This is a genomic window from Streptomyces antarcticus (assembly GCF_026627255.1).
Classification (GTDB): domain Bacteria; phylum Actinomycetota; class Actinomycetes; order Streptomycetales; family Streptomycetaceae; genus Streptomyces; species Streptomyces antarcticus.
This window is the reverse complement of sequence record NZ_JAPNLM010000001.1, coordinates 791,027-809,599: the sequence shown is the minus strand read 5'-3', so window position 1 is coordinate 809,599 and position 18,573 is coordinate 791,027. Positions and strand designations below refer to the sequence as shown.

Annotated in this window: 19 protein-coding genes and 1 pseudogene; 10 read left to right on the top strand and 10 right to left on the bottom strand. The window is 72.8% G+C overall.

Annotation, left to right across the window (positions count from 1 at the left end):
- Positions 1-925: acetyl-CoA carboxylase biotin carboxylase subunit (locus OTB16_RS03765; RefSeq protein ID WP_267718352.1), on the bottom strand; the 925-nt coding region annotated here is incomplete at its 3' end.
- 380 nt (positions 926-1,305) lie between these two features.
- Here OTB16_RS03765 and OTB16_RS03760 point away from each other — a divergent pair.
- A complete protein-coding gene (locus OTB16_RS03760) occupies positions 1,306-1,770 on the top strand; it encodes a hypothetical protein (RefSeq protein WP_267718351.1) in 465 nt (154 codons plus the stop codon).
- On the opposite strand, the gene OTB16_RS03755 is transcribed toward OTB16_RS03760, so the two are convergent.
- The 4 genes from OTB16_RS03755 to OTB16_RS03740 form a co-directional block, all read right to left on the bottom strand.
- The gene (locus tag OTB16_RS03755) at positions 1,751-2,365 is read right to left on the bottom strand and encodes a Maf family protein (RefSeq protein ID WP_267718350.1); all 615 of its coding nucleotides are present in this window, start codon (positions 2,363-2,365) and stop codon (positions 1,751-1,753) included. The genes OTB16_RS03760 and OTB16_RS03755 overlap by 20 nt on opposite strands.
- Before the next feature lie 78 nt (positions 2,366-2,443).
- Complete coding sequence (gene mmpB, locus OTB16_RS03750; RefSeq protein ID WP_267718349.1) at positions 2,444-2,575, bottom strand: morphogenic membrane protein MmpB; 132 nt, start codon at positions 2,573-2,575, stop codon at positions 2,444-2,446.
- Positions 2,576-2,664: 89 nt separating this feature from the next.
- Positions 2,665-2,874 carry an acyl-CoA carboxylase epsilon subunit gene (locus OTB16_RS03745; RefSeq protein WP_267718348.1) on the bottom strand — a complete coding sequence of 70 codons (210 nt, stop codon included), beginning with the start codon at positions 2,872-2,874 and terminating at the stop codon, positions 2,665-2,667.
- A 26-nt stretch (positions 2,875-2,900) separates the two neighbouring features.
- Positions 2,901-4,496 carry an acyl-CoA carboxylase subunit beta gene (locus tag OTB16_RS03740; RefSeq protein ID WP_267718347.1) on the bottom strand — a complete coding sequence of 532 codons (1,596 nt, stop codon included), beginning with the start codon at positions 4,494-4,496 and terminating at the stop codon, positions 2,901-2,903.
- Positions 4,497-4,627: 131 nt separating this feature from the next.
- On the opposite strand from OTB16_RS03740, the gene OTB16_RS03735 reads away from it, so the two are divergent.
- From OTB16_RS03735 to hutH, 5 genes are all read left to right on the top strand, one after another.
- Positions 4,628-5,494, top strand: a complete 867-nt coding sequence (locus tag OTB16_RS03735; RefSeq protein ID WP_267718346.1) for a biotin--[acetyl-CoA-carboxylase] ligase — start codon at positions 4,628-4,630, stop codon at positions 5,492-5,494.
- 256 nt (positions 5,495-5,750) lie between these two features.
- On the top strand, positions 5,751-6,908 hold the full coding sequence (locus tag OTB16_RS03730) for an adenylate/guanylate cyclase domain-containing protein (protein ID WP_420717602.1): 1,158 nt from the start codon (positions 5,751-5,753) through the stop codon (positions 6,906-6,908).
- 152 nt (positions 6,909-7,060) lie between these two features.
- Positions 7,061-7,864, top strand: coding sequence for an enoyl-CoA hydratase/isomerase family protein (locus tag OTB16_RS03725; protein ID WP_267718410.1), 804 nt, complete (start codon positions 7,061-7,063; stop codon positions 7,862-7,864).
- A gap of 159 nt (positions 7,865-8,023) precedes the next feature.
- Positions 8,024-9,136 (top strand): GGDEF domain-containing protein, encoded by a 1,113-nt coding sequence (locus OTB16_RS03720; protein ID WP_267718345.1) that lies wholly within the window; start codon positions 8,024-8,026, stop codon positions 9,134-9,136.
- 128 nt (positions 9,137-9,264) lie between these two features.
- Entirely contained in the window at positions 9,265-10,806 is a 1,542-nt protein-coding gene (hutH, locus tag OTB16_RS03715) for a histidine ammonia-lyase (protein WP_267718409.1), read from the top strand.
- Positions 10,807-10,915: 109 nt separating this feature from the next.
- Here hutH and OTB16_RS03710 read toward each other — a convergent pair whose 3' ends face one another.
- On the bottom strand, positions 10,916-11,266 hold the full coding sequence (locus tag OTB16_RS03710; RefSeq protein WP_267718344.1) for a hypothetical protein: 351 nt from the start codon (positions 11,264-11,266) through the stop codon (positions 10,916-10,918).
- Positions 11,267-11,430: 164 nt separating this feature from the next.
- Here OTB16_RS03710 and OTB16_RS03705 point away from each other — a divergent pair, with 164 nt between their 5' ends.
- Positions 11,431-11,715: a hypothetical protein gene (locus tag OTB16_RS03705; RefSeq protein ID WP_267718343.1), complete on the top strand. Its 285-nt coding sequence runs from the start codon at positions 11,431-11,433 to the stop codon at positions 11,713-11,715.
- Between the two features lie 146 nt (positions 11,716-11,861).
- Positions 11,862-13,121, top strand: a complete 1,260-nt coding sequence (locus tag OTB16_RS03700) for a L,D-transpeptidase (protein WP_267718342.1) — start codon at positions 11,862-11,864, stop codon at positions 13,119-13,121.
- A 125-nt stretch (positions 13,122-13,246) separates the two neighbouring features.
- Here OTB16_RS03700 and OTB16_RS03695 read toward each other — a convergent pair whose 3' ends face one another.
- Positions 13,247-14,176, bottom strand: a complete 930-nt coding sequence (locus tag OTB16_RS03695; RefSeq protein ID WP_267718341.1) for a helix-turn-helix domain-containing protein — start codon at positions 14,174-14,176, stop codon at positions 13,247-13,249.
- Positions 14,177-14,439: 263 nt separating this feature from the next.
- Between OTB16_RS03695 and OTB16_RS03690 the strand changes: the two genes are divergently transcribed.
- Positions 14,440-15,486 carry an NAD(P)-dependent alcohol dehydrogenase gene (locus OTB16_RS03690; protein WP_267718340.1) on the top strand — a complete coding sequence of 349 codons (1,047 nt, stop codon included), beginning with the start codon at positions 14,440-14,442 and terminating at the stop codon, positions 15,484-15,486.
- Positions 15,487-15,650: 164 nt separating this feature from the next.
- Positions 15,651-16,088: pseudogene (locus OTB16_RS03685) on the top strand (sulfatase-like hydrolase/transferase); the annotation flags it as partial.
- A 93-nt stretch (positions 16,089-16,181) separates the two neighbouring features.
- Here the strand turns inward: OTB16_RS03685 and OTB16_RS03680 are convergent.
- The 3 genes from OTB16_RS03680 to OTB16_RS03670 all read right to left on the bottom strand — a co-directional run bounded on the left by OTB16_RS03680 (position 16,182) and on the right by OTB16_RS03670 (position 18,505).
- A complete protein-coding gene (locus OTB16_RS03680; protein WP_267718408.1) occupies positions 16,182-16,508 on the bottom strand; it encodes a hypothetical protein in 327 nt (108 codons plus the stop codon).
- Positions 16,509-16,644: 136 nt separating this feature from the next.
- Positions 16,645-17,307 carry a peptide-methionine (S)-S-oxide reductase MsrA gene (gene msrA / locus OTB16_RS03675; RefSeq protein WP_267718339.1) on the bottom strand — a complete coding sequence of 221 codons (663 nt, stop codon included), beginning with the start codon at positions 17,305-17,307 and terminating at the stop codon, positions 16,645-16,647.
- A 91-nt stretch (positions 17,308-17,398) separates the two neighbouring features.
- Positions 17,399-18,505 carry a hypothetical protein gene (locus OTB16_RS03670; RefSeq protein ID WP_267718338.1) on the bottom strand — a complete coding sequence of 369 codons (1,107 nt, stop codon included), beginning with the start codon at positions 18,503-18,505 and terminating at the stop codon, positions 17,399-17,401.
- Positions 18,506-18,573 lie beyond the last annotated feature (68 nt).

Here is an 18,573-nt window from a genome sequence, read left to right as displayed (position 1 = left end):
GGACGAGGTCGATGCCGGAGACTTCTTCGGTGACGGGGTGTTCGACCTGGAGGCGGGTGTTGACCTCGAGGAAGGAGATGTAGCCGTCGGCGGAGACGAGGAATTCGACGGTGCCGGCGCCGACGTATCCGGCTTCTTTCAGGATGGCTTTGGACGCGGCGTACAGCTCGGCGTTCTGGGCGTCCGTCAGGAACGGGGCGGGGGCTTCCTCGACCAGTTTCTGGTGGCGTCGCTGGAGGGAGCAGTCGCGGGTGGAGACGACGACGACGTTGCCGTGGGTGTCGGCGAGGCACTGGGTTTCGACGTGGCGGGGCTTGTCGAGGTAGCGCTCGACGAAGCATTCGCCGCGGCCGAAGGCGGCGACGGCTTCGCGGACGGCGGAGTCGTAGAGTTCGGGGATTTCTTCGAGGGTGCGGGCGACTTTGAGGCCGCGGCCGCCGCCGCCGAAGGCGGCTTTGATGGCGATGGGGAGGCCGTGTTCCCTGGCGAACGTGACGACTTCGTCGGAGCCGGAGACGGGGTCGGGGGTGCCGGCGACGAGGGGGGCTCCGGCGCGTTGGGCGATGTGGCGGGCGGCGACTTTGTCGCCGAGGTCGCGGATCGCCTGGGGCGGGGGTCCGATCCAGGTGAGGCCGGCGTCCAGGACGGCCTGGGCGAAGTCGGCGTTCTCGGAGAGGAAGCCGTATCCGGGATGGATGGCGTCCGCTCCGGAGTCGGTGGCGGCCTGGAGGACTTTGGTGATGTCCAGGTAGCTGGTGGCCGGGGTGTCACCGCCCAGCGCGAACGCTTCGTCGGCCGCGCGGACGTGCAGGGCGTCCCGGTCCGGATCGGCGTAGACGGCTACGCTCGCGATCCCGGCGTCCCGGCAGGCCCGGGCAACGCGGACAGCGATTTCGCCACGGTTGGCGATGAGCACCTTGCGCACGATGGCTCCCTCCTTGAAAACAAGCTGAGTTTAGGGACAGCCCACACGGCCTTTCGACCCTTCCCCGGTGGTGACCTTGCCCACACGGAATGTGACGCGTGGTCGGATTCACCGGAAAACCCTTGTGGCGCCCCAGGTCAGGGGGATCCCCGACTGCACAGTAACCCTGTCGTGTGGCCGAGGTCTCTGTCCGGCCGGTCAGCGGGCCCGGGTGATTCTTTGTGGGGTCCCTACGAACGGGCCCTGATTTCTTTGCTTGATCGACACGCTCGGGGGTTCCGCCGCAACGAAGCGGGCCCGACCCCTTGTTCCGACGTTTACCCGTTAGTAGCCTCCAACCGTCGAACACGCTTGTGGCGTGTGGTGGGGGGGTGGACGTCGTGCTGCGCAGACTCGTGGCCGGGCTGGCCGCGATCGTGCTGGTCGCGGAAGCGGCGCTGCTCGTGCTGGTCCACGTCGTGCTGGGCCGGACCACGCAGAACCAGTCGATGTCCATCGCGGGCAGCGACCCGGAGCTGATGTCCAAGGCGACGTACGGACTCGGCGCCGGCATGGGCGTCTTCCTCGTGCTGTGCGCCGTGCTCGTCGCCGTCGCCGCCGTGCGCGACCGGGCTCCCGGCCGTTTCGCCCGCATCGTCCTGTTCACCGCCGCCGTCACCCACGGAGTGCTCGGGATCCTCACCGTCGCACTCGTCGGCTGGGCCGCCTTCGTGGCGATGATGCTGATCCTGTGTCTGCTCGTCCTGATCCTGATGCTCTACGCCGCCGAGCCCGCGGGCCGTGCGAAGGCCGGGGACACGCCGCCGTCACCGCCGTTCGGGGAGCTCAGGCCCACAAATCCGTGATGGATACACCCAGTTCGCCGAGCAGGGAGCGCAGCAGCGGCATCGACAGGCCGATCACGTTCCCGGGGTCCCCGTCGATGCCGTCGATGAACGGCGCCGACAGCCCGTCCAGCGTGAACGCGCCCGCCACGTGCAGCGGCTCGCCGCTGGCCACGTACGCCGCGACCTCCGCGTCCGTCGGCTCGCCGAACCGGACCGTCGTGGACGCCGTGGCCGACACCCGGCGGCCGTTCGCCGTGTCGATCACGCAGTGCCCGGTGCGCAGTACGCCCGCCCGCCCGCGCATCGACTTCCAGCGCGCGGTGGCCTCCTCGGCGTCGGCCGGCTTGCCCAGGGCCTCGCCGTCCAGCTCCAGTACGGAGTCGCAGCCGATCACCAGGGCGCCCGCGGCCTCCTCCAGGCCCGCCACGACGCCCGCCTTGGCCTCGGCGAGGGCGAGGGCCAGTTCGGACGGGGAGTCGGCCTGAAGCGCGTCCTCGTCGAAGCCGCTGACGATCACGTGCGGGGCGAGGCCGGCCTGCCGCAGCAGGTTCAGCCGGGCGGGGGAGGCGGAGGCGAGGACGAGCGAGCGCGGTTCGGCAGTCATGGGGGCCATCGTAGGGGCGCGGACGGGGCCCCCGGAGGGCGGTCCGGCCTCGCCGACGGTGACCGGGAGAGCGGCGCGGGACGCGGTCTAGAAGCCGACGCCCAGGACGTAGACCACCACGAGCATCGCGAGCCCCAGCACCAGGGTCAGCCGCCGGATCATCGCCTGGGCGTCGCGCATGTCCTTCGGGGGCTCGTTCTTCGGATCGGACCAGAGCATGCCCCGATCCTGGCCCCCGGGACAGGCGTGGCGCCTGAGTACCCGTACTCAGGCGCCACCCTCCGTTCACACCATCTTTCGCGCGCGGGCTAGCCCGGCCAGTACGTACGGCCCCACGCGGCCGGTCCCGGCTGCGGCAGCCGGTGCGCCGCCACCCGGGACGGTGCGGACCACGCGTCGGGCACCCGTGGCGCGCCCGGGGGCGCCGACGCCAGCGCCGCCGCGCGCGCCTGGACCACCGCCAGTGCGGCGGCCAGCTCCTCCGGGGTCGGATTGCCCTTGACGACCTTGATCACCACTGTGCGCTCCTCGCGGTCTGGGCGGTTTAGAGGGGGATGTTGCCGTGCTTCTTCGGCGGCAGGGACTCCCGCTTGGTGCGCAGCTGGCGCAGCCCCTTCACCACGTGCGCGCGCGTCTCGGACGGCATCACCACCGCGTCGACGTACCCGCGCTCGGCGGCCGTGTACGGGTTGAGCAGTGCGTCCTCGTACTCCGCGATGAGCCGCGCCCGGGTCTCCTCGCCCTCACCGGCGGCCTCCGCCTCGGCGATGGTCCGCCGGTGCAGGATGTTCACCGCGCCCTGCGCGCCCATGACGGCGATCTGGGCGGTCGGCCAGGCCAGGTTGAGGTCGGCGCCGAGGTGCTTGGACCCCATGACGTCGTACGCGCCGCCGAAGGCCTTGCGGGTGATGACGGTGATCAGGGGGACGGTGGCCTCGGCGTACGCGTAGATCAGCTTCGCGCCGCGCCGGATGATCCCGTTGTACTCCTGGTCGGTGCCCGGGAGGAAGCCCGGTACGTCCACGAACGTCAGCACCGGCACGTTGAACGCGTCGCAGGTCCGGACGAAGCGGGCCGCCTTCTCGGAGGCGTCGATGTCCAGACAGCCGGCGAACTGCATCGGCTGGTTGGCGACGATGCCGACCGGGTGGCCCTCGACCCGGCCGAAGCCGGTGAGGATGTTCGGGGCGAACAGGGACTGCGTCTCCAGGAACTCCGCGTCGTCCAGCACGTGCTCGATCACGGTGTGCATGTCGTACGGCTGGTTCGCGCTGTCCGGGATCAGGACGTCGAGCTCGCGGTCGGTGTCCGAGACCTCGGTGTCGGCGTCCTCGGGGAAGGCGGGGGCCTCGGAGAGGTTGTTCGACGGGAGGTAGGAGAGCAGCGACTTGACGTACTCGATCGCGTCCTTCTCGTCCCCGGCCATGTGGTGGGCCACGCCGGAGGTCGCGTTGTGCGTCCGGGCGCCGCCCAGCTCCTCGAAGCCCACGTCCTCGCCGGTGACGGTCTTGATGACGTCCGGGCCGGTGATGAACATGTGCGAGGTCTGGTCGACCATGACCGTGAAGTCGGTGATGGCGGGGGAGTACACGGCGCCGCCCGCGCACGGCCCGACGACGAGGCTGATCTGCGGGATCACCCCGGACGCGTGCACGTTGCGGCGGAAGATCTCGCCGTACATGCCCAGGGCGCTGACGCCCTCCTGGATGCGGGCGCCGCCGGAGTCGTTGATGCCGACGAGCGGACAGCCGGTCTTCAGCGCGAAGTCCATGACCTTCATGATCTTCTGGCCGTAGACCTCGCCGAGGGCCCCGCCGAAGACGGTGAAGTCCTGCGAGAACACGGCGACGGGCCGCCCGTCCACGGTGCCGTATCCGGTGACGACGCCGTCGCCGTACGGGCGGGTCTTCTCCAGCCCGAAGTTCGTGGAGCGGTGCCGGGCGAACTCGTCGAGTTCGACGAAGGACCCTTCGTCCAGCAGCAGGGCTACCCGCTCACGCGCCGTCAGCTTCCCCTTGGCGTGCTGCTTCTCCACGGCCCGTGCGGACCCGGCGTGGGTGGCTTCGTCGACGCGGCGCTGCAGATCCGCGATCTTGCCCGCGGTGGTGTGCATGTCGATCGGCTCTGACGGTTGTGACATCGGGGTCGCGGCTCCCTGCGTGGTGTCAACGGCCTGGTCAATTGATTGACTACTGCTGGCTACTGGTGCGTAGCGTATCGGCGGGCATGGCGCTCGGCAGTGCGGCGTTTGACACACCTACATTGGGTTGCATGACGCCTTCAGATGCATCAGCCGGAGCTTTTGCCGGCCGCTGGTCGAGCCTGGACCGGCCGCCGCTCAACGCCGCGGGCCTGCGGCGGGCCCTCGTCACCGACGGGGGGCTGTGGACCTCCCTGGAGGTGGTCGCCGCCACCGGGTCCACCAACAGCGACCTCGCCGCCCGGGCCGCGGAGCTCCCCGAGGGGGCCGTGCTCGTCGCCGAGGAGCAGACCGCCGGACGCGGGCGCCTCGACCGCAGCTGGGTCGCTCCGCCCCGGTCCGGCCTGTTCTTCTCCGTCCTGCTCAAGCCGGGCGACGCGGTGCCGCAGGAGCGCTGGGGGTGGCTGACCCTGCTGGCGGGGGTGGCCACCGCGACCGGGCTGTCCCGGGCGGCGGGCGTGGACACCGCCCTCAAGTGGCCCAACGACCTGCTGGTCACCGTGGACGGGGAGGAGCGCAAGACCGGCGGGATCCTCGCCGAGCGGGTCGCCGAAGGAGTGGTTCTCGGGATCGGGCTCAACGTCACCCTCACCGAGGACGAGCTGCCGGTGCCCACCGCCGGGTCCCTCGCCCTGGCCAAGGCCGCCGTGACCGACCGTGACCCGCTGCTGCGGGCCGTGCTGCGCTCCCTGGAGCAGTGGTACGGGAACTGGCGCGCGGCCGGCGGCGACCCCGCCGCCAGCGGCCTCCAGGAGACCTACGCGGCGGGCTGTGCCACCCTCGGCCGGCACGTCCGCGCGGACCTCCCGGGCGGGCGCACCCTCACCGGAACGGCCGAAGCGGTGGACGCCGACGGCCGCCTGGTGATCCGTACGGCCGAGGACCGGCACGAGGCGGTCGGTGCGGGCGACGTGATCCACCTGCGTTCCGTCCACTGAGCCGCCGCCCGGGGCCGCCTCCCCGCCCGTTTCCCGCCCCTGCCCGCCGTCCGCGCCGGCCCGGGCGGGTCCCCGCCGGTTTCCCCCGTACGGCCCAGGCGCCCTGGCGGGGAGGGCGCGGGCGGGGGAGTGCTCAAAGAACGAGTAGGGGGAGTGAGCTACGGCACACCTGCCGTATGGTTTAGGCGATCCCAGTGCTCGTGGTGATCAACCGGTTCGGCAGGGCATTGCGCACGGAATGGACAGGAGGCGGCCCTTGACCGTCGACGACCCTTCACCCAGCGCCTCCCCCAACGGGCCCGGGACCGGTCCCGGCACCCCCATCGGGCGGGACCAGCACACCTCCCACCACGAGGTCGACTACACGGCGCAGCCGACCGCGGATCCGCTCGCCATCCGGCTGGAGCAGCTGATCCTCGGCGCCGAGCGCCGCTACACCCCCTTCCAGGCCGCCCGCAGCGCCGGTGTCTCGATGGAGCTGGCCTCGCGCTTCTGGCGGGCCATGGGCTTCGCCGACATCGGTCAGGCCAAGGCGCTGACGGAGGCGGACGTACTGGCGCTGCGCCGCCTCGCGGGCCTGGTGGAGGCCGGGCTGCTGTCCGAGCCGATGGCGGTGCAGGTGGCGCGGTCCACCGGGCAGACCACGGCGAGGCTGGCGGAGTGGCAGATCGACTCGTTCCTGGAGGGGCTGACGGAGCCGCCGGAGCCGGGGATGACCCGTACGGAGGTCACGTACCCGCTGGTCGAGCTGCTGCTGCCGGAGCTGGAGGAGTTCCTCGTCTACGTGTGGCGCCGCCAGCTGGCGGCCGCCACCGGGCGCGTGGTGCAGGTGGCGGACGACGAGGAGATGGTCGACCGGCGCCTCGCGGTGGGCTTCGCGGACCTGGTGGGCTTCACCCGGCTGACGCGGCGGCTGGAGGAGGAGCAGCTCGGCGAGCTGGTCGAGGCCTTCGAGACGACGGCGGCGGACCTGGTGGCCGCGCACGGCGGCCGGCTGATCAAGACGCTGGGCGACGAGGTGCTGTACTGCGCCGACGACGCGGCGACGGCGGCAGAGATCGCGCTGCGGCTCATCGAGACCATGGAGGTGGACCCGCAGATGCCCGAGCTGCGGGTGGGGATCGCCTTCGGCACGGTGACGACCCGGATGGGCGACGTCTTCGGGACCACGGTGAACCTGGCGAGCCGGCTGACGTCGATAGCGCCGAAGGACGCGGTGCTGGTGGACGGCGCGATGGCCGAGGAACTGGGCCGGACCGGGGCCGCACCGGTGTCGGAGAAGGAAGCCGAGTCGGAGGAGGGCGGCGGCGTGTACCGCTTCGCGCTCCAGCCGATGTGGCAGCGGCCCGTCCGCGGGCTCGGGGTCGTGGAGCCGTGGTCGCTGACGCGGCGGAAGCGGGCGGGCTCCGCGTAGGCCGTCCCGGCCGGGCGGGCGAGGGCGGGTGCCGGTGCGGGCCTGGCCGTGCCGGCGGGTGTGGGCCTGGTCCGGGTGCGGGCCTGGTCCGGGTGCGGGCGGGCCCCCTAGGATCCCCCGGTAACGTTCGTTAACCGGGAGGGCCTGTGCCAGTGGAACCGTCGGCTGTCGAGTCGGAATTCGTATCGGTGCGCCGCCACGGCGATGACGGGGTCGTGGAGCTGGTCCTGGACCGCCCCAAGGCCATGAACGCGGTGTCGACCGAGATGGCCCGCGCCATCGGGGCGGCCTGCGCCGGCCTCGCCGCCGATCCTTCCGTACGGGTGGTCGTGGTCTCCTCGGCCGCCGAGCGGGCCTTCTGCGTCGGGGCGGACCTCAAGGAGCGGAACTCCCTCTCGGACGCCGAGCTGGTACGGCAGCGGCCGACCACGCGGGGGGCGTACGGGGGCGTGCTGGAGCTGCCGATGCCCACGATCGCGGCGGTCCACGGCTACGCCCTGGGCGGCGGCTTCGAACTGGCGCTGGCCTGTGACGTGATCGTCGCCGACGAGACGGCGGTGGTCGGCCTGCCCGAGGTGTCCGTGGGCGTCATCCCCGGCGGCGGGGGCACCCAGCTGCTGCCGCGCCGGGTGGGCGCGGCCCGGGCCGCCGAGCTGATCTTCACGGCGCGCCGGGTGGAGGCCGCCGAGGCGCTCGCCCTGGGGCTGGTGGACTCGGTGGTCGCGGCCGGTACGGACACCGCGGAGGCGCTGGCGCTGGCGGGCCGGATGGCGGCGAACTCCCCGGTGGGGCTGCGCGCGGCCAAGCGGGCGTTGCGGCTGGGGCACGGGATGGACCTCCAGGCCGGTCTGGAGATCGAGGACGCGGCCTGGCGCACGGTGGCCTTCTCGGGGGACCGCGCGGAGGGTGTGGCGGCGTTCAACGAGAAGCGCAAGCCGAACTGGCCGGGGCAGTAGCCCCGGCGCGGCCCGGGGCGGTCCGGGCCGGGCCGGCCCGGGGCGGTCCGGCGCGGCGCGACCTGGCGCGGCCCGGCTCGGGCGCCGCTCGGGGCTTCCGGGCGGTGGAACATCGCGCCAAATTGTCACTAAATCAGACAAACCCCCTAACCTGGTGTGATGGGCGTTGACGCACGGCTGCGGGCCGTGGTGGGACTCGCGCAGGCGATGGCCGCGGCGTGCGCGCCGCAGGACAGTGTGCGAGCGGCCGCGCGGGGCGCGCGGGTGGCGATGGGCGGGTCGTTCGCCGCGATCTCCGCGTGGGAGCGGGAGCGGGGCCGGCTGCGGGTGCTCGTGAACGAGGGGGAGCGGCGGGCGGGCGAGGAGGAGTTCCCCGAGGACGAGTCCTACCCGGTGCACGACTTCCCGGAGATCACCGAGTTCCTGCACGAACGCTGGGCCGGCGGCGGCGGACCGCACGCCTGGGTCGAGAGCGCCGTGGACAGCCGCCCCGGACGGCGCGGTCAGGCCCTGCGCCGCCGCGGGCGCGGTACGTGCGTGGTCGCCCCGATCGTGCTCAGCGGGCGGGCCTGGGGCGAGCTGTACGTGGCCCGGGACCAGGGCCTCCCGGACTTCGACGAGGACGACGCGGAGTTCGCGACCGTCCTGGCGGCGGTGGTCGCGGCGGGGCTCGCGCAGAACGAGCGGCTGGCGGAGGCCCGGCGCCTCGCCTTCACCGACCCGCTGACCGGGCTGGCCAACCGGCGGGCCGTGGACATGCGGCTCGACGAGGCGCTGGAGGAGCACCGGCGCACCGGGGCGGTGGTGAGCCTGGCGGTCTGCGACCTCAACGGGCTCAAGAAGGTCAACGACACCCTGGGCCACGCGATGGGCGACCGGCTGCTGGAGCGGTTCGGGTCGGTGCTGAGCCTGTGCGGGGCCATGCTGCCGGGTGCGCTGGTGGCGCGGCTCGGCGGGGACGAGTTCTGCCTGGTGAGCGCGGGTCCGACGGCGGACGAGGTGGTACGGGTCGCCGAGGAGGTGTGCGTCCGGGCCGGCGAGCTGGAGCTGGGCGACGGCGTGGCCTGCGGGGTGGCGTCGACCGGGGATCCGATCGGGCTCGTGAAGTCCTCCCGGCGGCTGTTCCGGCTGGCGGACGCGGCCCAGTACAAGGCGAAGGCCGCGCGCTCCGCGAAGCCGGTGGTCGCGGGCCGGGACACCGCCGTCGTCCGCCTCGCGGACGCCCCGCCCCGGGGTCCGGGCGACCGCCGCCGCTTCCGTGGCCGCGAGTGAGCCCCCGGGCCGGGGCGGGAGCACGGCCCGCCCCGGCTCCCGCCCCGGCTCACGCATCGCGTAAGGGGCCCTCGTCGAAGTCGCTAGTGACATGAAGGGATTCAGTCCGTAGGGTGCTGAATATGGATATGCACACTGTCGTGGTGGGGACGTCCGGGGTCACCGCCGAGGACGTCATCGCCGTCGCCCGCGGCAACGCCCGGATCGAGCTGTCCGGCGAGGCGCTCGACGCGCTCGCCCGCGCCCGCGAGATCGTCGAGGCCCTCGCCGCCAAGCCCGAGCCCGTCTACGGGGTGTCCACCGGGTTCGGCGCCCTCGCCTCCCGGCACATCAGCCCCGAGCTGCGCGCCCAGCTCCAGCGCAACATCGTCCGCTCGCACGCCGCCGGCATGGGTCCGCGCGTCGAGCGGGAGGTCGTCCGCGCCCTGATGTTCCTGCGGCTGAAGACCGTCGCCTCCGGGCACACCGGAGTCCGTCCCTCCGTCGCCCAGACCATGGCCGACGTGCTGAACGCGGGCATCACTCCCGTCGTCCACGAGTACGGCTCCCTCGGCTGCTCCGGCGACCTCGCGCCGCTCTCCCACTGCGCGCTCGCGCTCATGGGCGAGGGCGACGCCGAGGGCCCGGACGGGACCGTCCGCCCGGCCGGCGAGCTGCTCGCCGAGGCCGGCATCGAGCCCGTCGAGCTCCGCGAGAAGGAGGGCCTGGCCCTCCTCAACGGCACCGACGGCATGCTCGGCATGCTGGTCATGGCCCTCGCCGACCTCGGCAAGCTGTACACCTCCGCCGACATCACCGCCGCGCTCACCCTGGAGGCGCTGCTCGGCACCGAGAAGGTCCTCGCGCCCGAGCTGCACGCCATCCGCCCGCACCCGGGCCAGGGCGCCTCCGCCGCCAACATGGCCGCCGTACTGGCGGGCTCCGGACTCACCGGGCACTTCCAGGAGGAGTCCGCCCCGCGCGTCCAGGACGCCTACTCGGTGCGCTGCGCCCCCCAGGTCGCCGGCGCGGGCCGCGACACCATGGCGCACGCCGCCCTCGTCGCCTCCCGCGAGCTGGCCGCGTCCGTCGACAACCCCGTCGTCCTGCCCGACGGGCGCGTCGAGTCCAACGGCAACTTCCACGGCGCCCCGGTCGCCTACGTGCTGGACTTCCTCGCCATCGCCGCCGCCGACCTCGGCTCCATCGCCGAGCGCCGCACCGACCGGCTGCTCGACAAGAACCGCAGCCACGGCCTCCCGCCGTTCCTCGCGGACGACGCCGGCGTGGACTCCGGGCTGATGATCGCCCAGTACACGCAGGCCGCCCTGGTCAGCGAGATGAAGCGGCTCGCGGTCCCGGCCTCCGCCGACTCCATCCCCTCCTCCGCCATGCAGGAGGACCACGTCTCCATGGGGTGGTCGGCGGCGCGCAAGCTCCGTACCGCCATCGACAACCTGACCCGGATCATCGCGATCGAGCTGTACGCGGCCACCCGCGCCATCGAGCTGCGCCACGGGCTCACCCCGGCGCCGGCCAGCCGCGCCGCCATCGCCGCCGCCCGCGCGGCGGGCGTGCAGGGCCCCGGGCCGGATCGTTTCCTCGCCCCTGACCTGGCCGCCGCCGACGAGTTCATCCGTACGGGTGCTCTCCTCGCCGCCGTGGAGCCGGTGACGGGACCGCTGGCCTGACCCGGCCGGTGCGGTGCGGTGCGGCGCAAGGGGCCGCCTCCTGTCGGGGGCGGCCCCTTGCGTCTTCGTTTCCGTTTCCGCCGCCCGCGCGGCGCCCGCCGGCCCCGGGTCAGGGCGTCCGGGAGCGGCGTACCGAGAAGGCCACGAACCCCGCCCCGAGGCCCAGGCAGGCCGTACCGCCCAGCAGGTAGGGGGCGGTGTCCACGGAGCCGGTGTCCGCGAGCAGCAGCGGCGCGGGCTTCCCGGCGGCGTGCGGGACGGTTCCGCCCGCGGCGGTTCCGCGCGTGATGGTTCCGGTCGTCGCCGTGGCGGCGGGACCCGCGCTGTTCGCGGCGTCGGGCGCACCGGAACGGCTCGTGCCGGTACCCGGCGCGGTGGCACCCGCCGAGGGCACGAACCACAGGGCGGCGAGGAGGGTGGTCGCTCCGAGAGCGGTGAGCAGCGGTCGGCGTGCGGACACGGTGCGATCCCCCTTGTGGCAGCAGCGAATTGGCCGTGTGCGGTGATGCTACGGAAAGGGGCGGGTCGTGGGAAAGCCGGGGGTTCCCCGGGCTTACTCTCCGTCGTATGAACCCTTCTGAGACATCACGGTACGTACGACTTCGGGTTGATTTGGTACTGGAGGTGCCCGATCCGGAAGCACTCACCGGAGCGGCCCTCGCGCACATCAAGGACGACGAGTTCATGCCGGACGAGGAGCGCGGCCACGCCGAGACCGCCGTCCGCGAGGACGAGTCGGAGGCCCTCGCGTACCTCGTCGACCCCACTGACCTGGTCGTGGACATCCCGGGGGTGGAACTCGCGCAGGCCTCTTGGAGCAGCGAGCCCGTCGAATACGACCCCGAGTCCATGGAGTGGGACCTGGACGAGGAAGATGGGGACTTCGACCAAGAAACCGACAACGCCTGACCGTGGGGTTGCCCACATCCCAACGGATGATGGAACCGATCTCCAACGTTAACGCGTTGTCAGGGACGAGGCAGGGGGCTCTGCCCCCTGCCCGGCCAACCCCGCGACGGCAGCCGCGGGGTACCCGGCGACGATGGAGTGACGTGTTGAGGACGGACAGCAAGCGGCGGAGAAGGTCCCTGGTGGCCGTATCCGCCGTGCTCGGCGGCGTACTGGTGCTCTCGGCCTGCAGCGGCGAGGGCGGTGACAAGCCGAACGCGAGCGAGACCAGCAAGTCCCAGGCGGACGTCGACGCGGCCGCGGCCAAGGACGCGTCCAAGGCCCGAATAGCCATCACTCCCAAGGACGGCGCCACCAACGTCGGCCTCAACGACGCGACCAACGTGGCCGTCACCGACGGCACCCTGACCAAGGTCGAGCTGAAGAGCGCCGAGGGCGGCGCGGCCGTGGCGGGCAAGATCGCCGCCGACGGCAAGAGCTGGAAGCCCGACGGCGCCCTGAAGCGCTCGACGAAGTACGCGCTGGCGGCGACCGCGAAGGACGCCGACGGGCGCGAGGCGCACGAGAACGCCTCCTTCACCACCGTCTCCCCGGAGAACAGCTTCGTCGGCTCGTTCATCCCGGACGAGGGCCAGACCGTCGGCGTGGGCATGCCGGTCTCGATCACCTTCAACAAGCCGATCAAGGACCAGAAGGCCGTCCAGTCGGCCATCGAGGTGAACTCCAGCAGCGGCCAGGAGGTCGTCGGCCACTGGTTCGGGTCGCAGCGCCTCGACTTCCGCCCGGAGCAGTACTGGCAGGCGAACTCCACCGTCACGCTGAAGCTGGCGCTGGAGGGCGTGCAGGGGGCCCCCGGCGTCCAGGGCGTCCAGAGCAAGACGGTCACCTTCAAGATCGGCCGCAGCCAGGTCTCCACGGTCGACGCGAAGACCAAGCAGATGACGGTCACCCGGGACGGCGCGGTCCTCAAGACCATCCCGATCTCGGCGGGCTCCCCGGAGAACCCGACGTACAACGGTCAGATGGTGATCTCCGAGAAGTTCAAGGAGACCCGGATGAACGGCGCCACCGTCGGCTTCACGGACGACGACGGCAAGGGCGAGTACGACATCAAGGACGTCCCGCACGCGATGCGGCTGTCGAACTCCGGCACCTTCATCCACGGCAACTACTGGGGGTCGGACTCGATCTTCGGCAGCGCCAACACCAGCCACGGCTGTGTCGGCCTGAACGACGCCAAGGGCGCCAACGACCCGAACCAGCCGGGCGCCTGGTTCTTCGACAACTCGCTGATCGGCGACGTGGTCACCGTGGTCAACTCCCCGGACAAGACCATCCAGCCCGACAACGGCCTCAACGGCTGGAACATGAGCTGGGACAAGTGGAAGGCCGGCGCGGCCGCCTGACCTTCCGGCACGCGTGAGAGAACCCCGGCGGACGGCGGGGCCCGACCAGGGCCCCGCCGTCCGCTTCTTCGCGCGCGGCGTGCGCCCGCGCCCCGCGCCCCGTACCCCGGGCCCCGGCCCCCGGCTTACGCCTGGGTGCGGGCCTGCGGCGGGGCGGGAGACGACTCCGCCGCCGCGGACGGTGCGGAGGGCGTTGAGGCCGCGGACGGCGCGGACCACGACGACAGCATCCGCAGGGCGTCGGACGAGGGGGAGCCGGGCGCGGGGTGGAAGACCACCAGCGCCTGCTCCGCGTCGTCGGGCAGCCGCAGGGTCTCGAACGCCAGGCTCAGTTCGCCCACCAGCGGATGCCGCAGCCGCTTCACCCCGTGGGTCTTGTCCGCGGCGACCGTGTGCGCCGCCCACAGCTGCCGGAACTCCTCGTTCTTCACCGACAGCTCACCGACGAGCGCGGAGAGCTGCTCGTCCTCCGGGTGCCGGCCCGCGTACATCCGCAGGTTGCTCACCACCTCGCACGCCCGGCACTCCCAGTCGGCGTACAGCTCGGCCGTCGCCGGGTCGAGGAACACCAGCCGCACGAGGTTGCGCTCCTGCGTGGGCAGCGCCCCGAAGTCCCCGAAGACCGCCGCGGCCAGCCGGTTCCAGGCGATGACGTCCTGCCGGCGCCCCACCAGGTACGCGGGTACGCCGTCCATGGCGTCCATCAGCGTGCGCAGCTCGGGCCGCACCTGCTGGGGGCGGTGCGACCGGCTGCGCTGCTTGCGGGTCCGGGGGCGGGCCAGGTGGGTCAGGTGGGTGTACTCCGTGTCGTCCAGCCGCAGTGCCCGTGCGATCGCGTCCAGGACCTCCGCCGACACGTTGTGCCCGTTGCCCTGCTCCAGCCGCGTGTAGTACGCGACCGAGACCCCCGCCAGCTGGGCCAGCTCCTCGCGGCGCAGCCCGGGGACGCGCCGGTGCCGGCCGTAGTCGGGCAGGCCCACGTCCTCGGGGCGCAGCCGGGCCCGGCGGGAGCGCAGGAACTCGCCCAGTTCGGCTCGCTGATCAAGCTGGTCCATACCGCCAGTATCTCCGGGCGGCGGCCGCGGCGCGGGCCCCATCCTGACCCCGCCAGGGGTAGGTCCGGCAGTCCTAGGCAGGACAGGGGGCTGGGTGGGCGCGGCCGGGCGGGGCAGGCTGGACCGCGTACCGCGGCGCAGACGCCGCCGCGGTCCGGCGAGGCGCCGACACGGCACGTACGGCACGAAACGGCACGTACGGCCGGAGCGGCGCGGCGTCGCACCACACACCCCACCCGCGTCACCGCTGAGGAGCTCCCACCATGTCCGTCACCCAGGTCTCCGCCTACGCGGCCCCCGCCGCGAAGGCCCCGCTGGAGCGCACCACCGTCCCGCGCCGCCCGGTCGGCGAGCACGACGTCCTCATCGACATCAAGTACGCCGGCATCTGCCACTCCGACATCCACCAGGCCCGCGAGGGCTGGGGCGAGGCGATCTTCCCGATGGTCCCCGGCCACGAGATCGCCGGCGTCGTCGCCGAGGTCGGCCCCGGCGTCACGAAGCACGCGGTGGGCGACCGCGTCGGAGTCGGCTGTTTCGTGGATTCCTGCCGTGAGTGCGCGTACTGCCTGCGCGGCCAGGAGCAGTACTGCGTCAAGGGCATGACCGGCACGTACAACGCCCTCGACAAGAACGGCGAGCCCACCTACGGCGGCTACTCCACGCACATCGTCGTGGACGAGAACTACACGCTCCGGATCCCGGAGGGCGTCGCCCTCGACGTCGCCGCCCCGCTGCTGTGCGCCGGCATCACCCTGTACTCGCCGCTGAAGCACTGGGGTGCCGGTCCCGGCAAGAAGGTCGCCATCGTCGGCCTCGGCGGCCTCGGCCACATGGGCGTGAAGATCGCGAACGCGCTCGGCGCCGAGGTCACCGTGCTGTCGCAGTCCCTGCGCAAGCAGGCGGACGGGGTGAAGCTGGGCGCCTCCCACTACTACGCCACGAGTGACGAGACCACCTTCGAGAAGCTGGCCGGCAGCTTCGACCTGATCGTTTCCACCGTGTCGGCCCCCCTGCCGCTGGACGCCTACCTGGCGCTGCTCAAGGTCGACGGGGCGTTCGTGAACGTCGGCGCCCCGGAGGAGCCGGTGTCGCTGAACCTGTTCTCCGTCATCGGCGGCCGCAAGACCCTCGCCGGATCGATGATCGGCGGCATCCCCGAGACGCAGGAGATGCTGGACTTCTGCGCCGAGCACGGGCTGGGGGCGGAGATCGAGCTGATCGGCGCCGACCAGATCAACGAGGCGTACGAACGGGTCGTGGCGAGCGACGTGCGCTACCGCTTCGTGATCGACACGTCGACCATCTGAGCACGGCGGGGCACACGGCGGGCGCGGCGGCAACGGCAGCCACGGGCGGCCACGGCGGGCGCCGCGGGCGCGTGTCACACGCTTTTCACGCCCCGTGCACGGTCTCGGCAGGGCTGCCGCGCGGATGATCTCCTCACCGCCCGCCCGCAGCCCAGAAGTTCGAGATGCCCAGCCGCCGACACTTCCTCGCCGGATCGGCGGCCGCCGCCGGCCTCGCCGCCCTCGCGCAGCTCCCGGCGGCGGCGCCCGCGGCCGCCTCGGCGGGTCCGCCCAACCTGGTGGTGATCCTGGCCGACGACCTGGGCTACGGCGACCTCGGCGCGTACGGCCAGAAGCTGATCGCGACCCCGCGCCTCGACCAACTGGCCGCGCAGGGGCTCCGGTTCACCGACGCCTACGCCGCCGCAGCCGTCTGCGCGCCCTCGCGGGCCGCGCTGCTGACCGGGCTGCACACCGGCCACACCTTCGCGGAGGTGCTCCGGGCGCGGGGCTACCGTACGGGCCTGTTCGGCAAGTGGGGCTTCGGCCCGGAGGCCGGGGACCAGCCGAGCCATCCGGGTGCGCGGGGCTTCGAGGAGTTCTACGGCTACATCGACCACGGGTCGCCAGGCGCTCGACCTCGTCGACCACGTGGGCCGGAATGCCGCCTGCGACACGGGCGTGATCAGGGCTGTACTCCCAGCGCCAGCCGTCGCTCACGGGCGGACGCTGGTGAGCGCGGCGTGCGCCTCGTCCAGGATCCTGCCGATCTCGGAGGCGGCGCGCAGGGCCTGCGCGGCGTCGCCGGTCGTCGCTGCCGCCTCCCAGCGCCGGAGTTCACCGGCCAGGCGCGGCTGGCGCCGGATGTGAACGTACGCCGCCCACTGGGAGGTGAAACGCTGCAGCGGACCGAGGTCCGCCCCCTGCCGGGCCTGATCCGCCGCATGGTCCAGTTCGCGGGTGAACGCGGGCAGAGCCGCGGGGGCGATCTGTGCGACGGCCTGCCGCAGCGCGGTCACGGTGGCCGGTGGCTGCGGGATCAGCGGCTGCCGGCGGCGGAGGTGCTGGTCACGGTTGCTCCCATGAGCGAGATTCTGGGCCCCGGCGCCAGCGTACCCAGCGGAACGGCCGCGCCCCACCCGAACGGGTGAGGCGCGGGAACCGGGGGGCGTCGAGGGGTTACGGGGTGCCCATGACGCCGATCGGGCAGGAGACGCCCGTGCCGCCGGTGCCGCAGTAGCCGCCCGGGTTCTTGTCCAGGTACTGCTGGTGGCCCGCCTCCGCCGGCCAGAAGGGGCGCTCGGAGGCGGGGAGGACCGCCGTGGAGATCTGGCCGTGTCCTGAGGCCGTCAGGACCTGCTGGTAGGCCGTGCGGGAGGCCTCGGCCGCCGCCTGGTGGGCGGGGGAGTGGGTGTAGACGGCGGAGCGGTACTGGGTGCCGACGTCGTTGCCCTGGCGGAAGCCCTGGGTCGGGTCGTGGGACTCCCAGAACAGCTTCAGCAGGGTCTCGTAGGAGACGGCCGACGGGTCGAAGACCACCCGGACGACCTCGGTGTGCCCGGTACGGCCCGAGCACACCTCCTCGTACGTCGGGTTCTCCGTGAAACCGCCCTGGTATCCGGCGAGCGTCGTCCACACCCCCGGGGTCTGCCAGAACTTGCGCTCCGCGCCCCAGAAGCAGCCCAGCCCGAAGTCGGCGACCTCCAGACCGGCGGGGTAGGGCCCGGAGAGCGGGTTGCCGAGGACGGTGTGGCGGCCGGGGACGGCGAACAGCGGCTCCGGGCGGCCCGTGAGGGCCTCCTCGCGGGTGGGGAGCTCGGGCGTGCGGCGGTACGAGAACATGGATTCCCTCCTTGTTGCAATGTCAACGGGCGAGGGCGGGCCGGGATTCCCGACACCCGCCCCCGCCCGGCCCGCGTCAGTGCGGCCCACGTCAGTGCGGCAGGGTCGCCGGGGAGCCGCCGTTCGCCTCGTAGCCCGCCACGGCCAGGGCGCGGTGCACCGCGTACGACGCCGCCGGGTCCGGCGTCGCCGACCACGGCAGGGCGCCCACGTACCCGTCCACGTGCCGCACCTGCTCCATCGCCTCCGCCCAGCGCTCCATGCTGACCAGGAACGACAGCAGCAGGTGCCGTACGTGCGCCAGCATCGGGTCGTCCTGCCGCGCCGTGTGCACCGCGTACAGTGCGCCCTCCACCGCCCGCGTCACGACCGCGCTCTGCCAGAAGCTCCCGACCAGGACCACGTCCGGCAGGTTCTCGTACAGCGCGAACAGCGGCAGCGCCGCCAGCAGCGAGCCCTTCGGGGCGCGGGCCGCGGCCGCGTGCGAGAACGCGTCGGCCTTCTCCCGCGAGCCGTGCCACTTCTCGCCCCAGTAGTGCAGCGCCGCGATGTGCGCGCCCATGTGGTCCGGCGCGCGGTCGATGACGTTCGCCCACAGCGCGTCGAACTCCGCCTCCGGATAGGCCAGACCGCGCGCGATCGCCAGCTCCGTGATGTACGGGACCGGGTCGCCCGGCGCCAGCAGCGCCGCCTTGCGGCAGGCCTCCCGCGCCTCCTCCAGGATGATGCGGTGGTCGTCGGAACCGACCCCGCCCGAGTGCCGCCACGCCTGCTGCACCAGCAGCTCGGCGTGCACCTGCGCGCCGCCCGCGTCCTTCTCCGCCTCCAGCCGCCAGGCCTTCAGCCACTGCGCGCCCGCCCCCGGCTGCTGTACGAGCTCCAGCGCCGCCGCGCCGCCGAAGGCCTGCACGCGCTGCCAGCGCCGCTCGCCCTCCTTCGGGGTGCCGGCCAGCAGCCCCGACGCCGCCTGCCACGTTCCGCTGCGCTGCACGTTGCCGAGGGCGTCCATCAGGTCCTGGTCGGGCCCGGGGACGCGGATGTCGAGCTGCTCCTGCCGCGCGAACCCGTAGTTCTCGGGGTCCGCGGCGTCGGGGCTGCCGGGCGCGGCCAGCCGGATGCCGCCGCGCTTGCGCCGTATGTACGGGCCGACGATGGCCACGAGCAGGCCGATCGAGAACAGCAACCACAAAATCTCCATGTCCCAAGCGAACCAGACCGGGGGGTGCACAGGCCAATAGAGGGGGTGCCCCCGGGCGGGGCATAGCA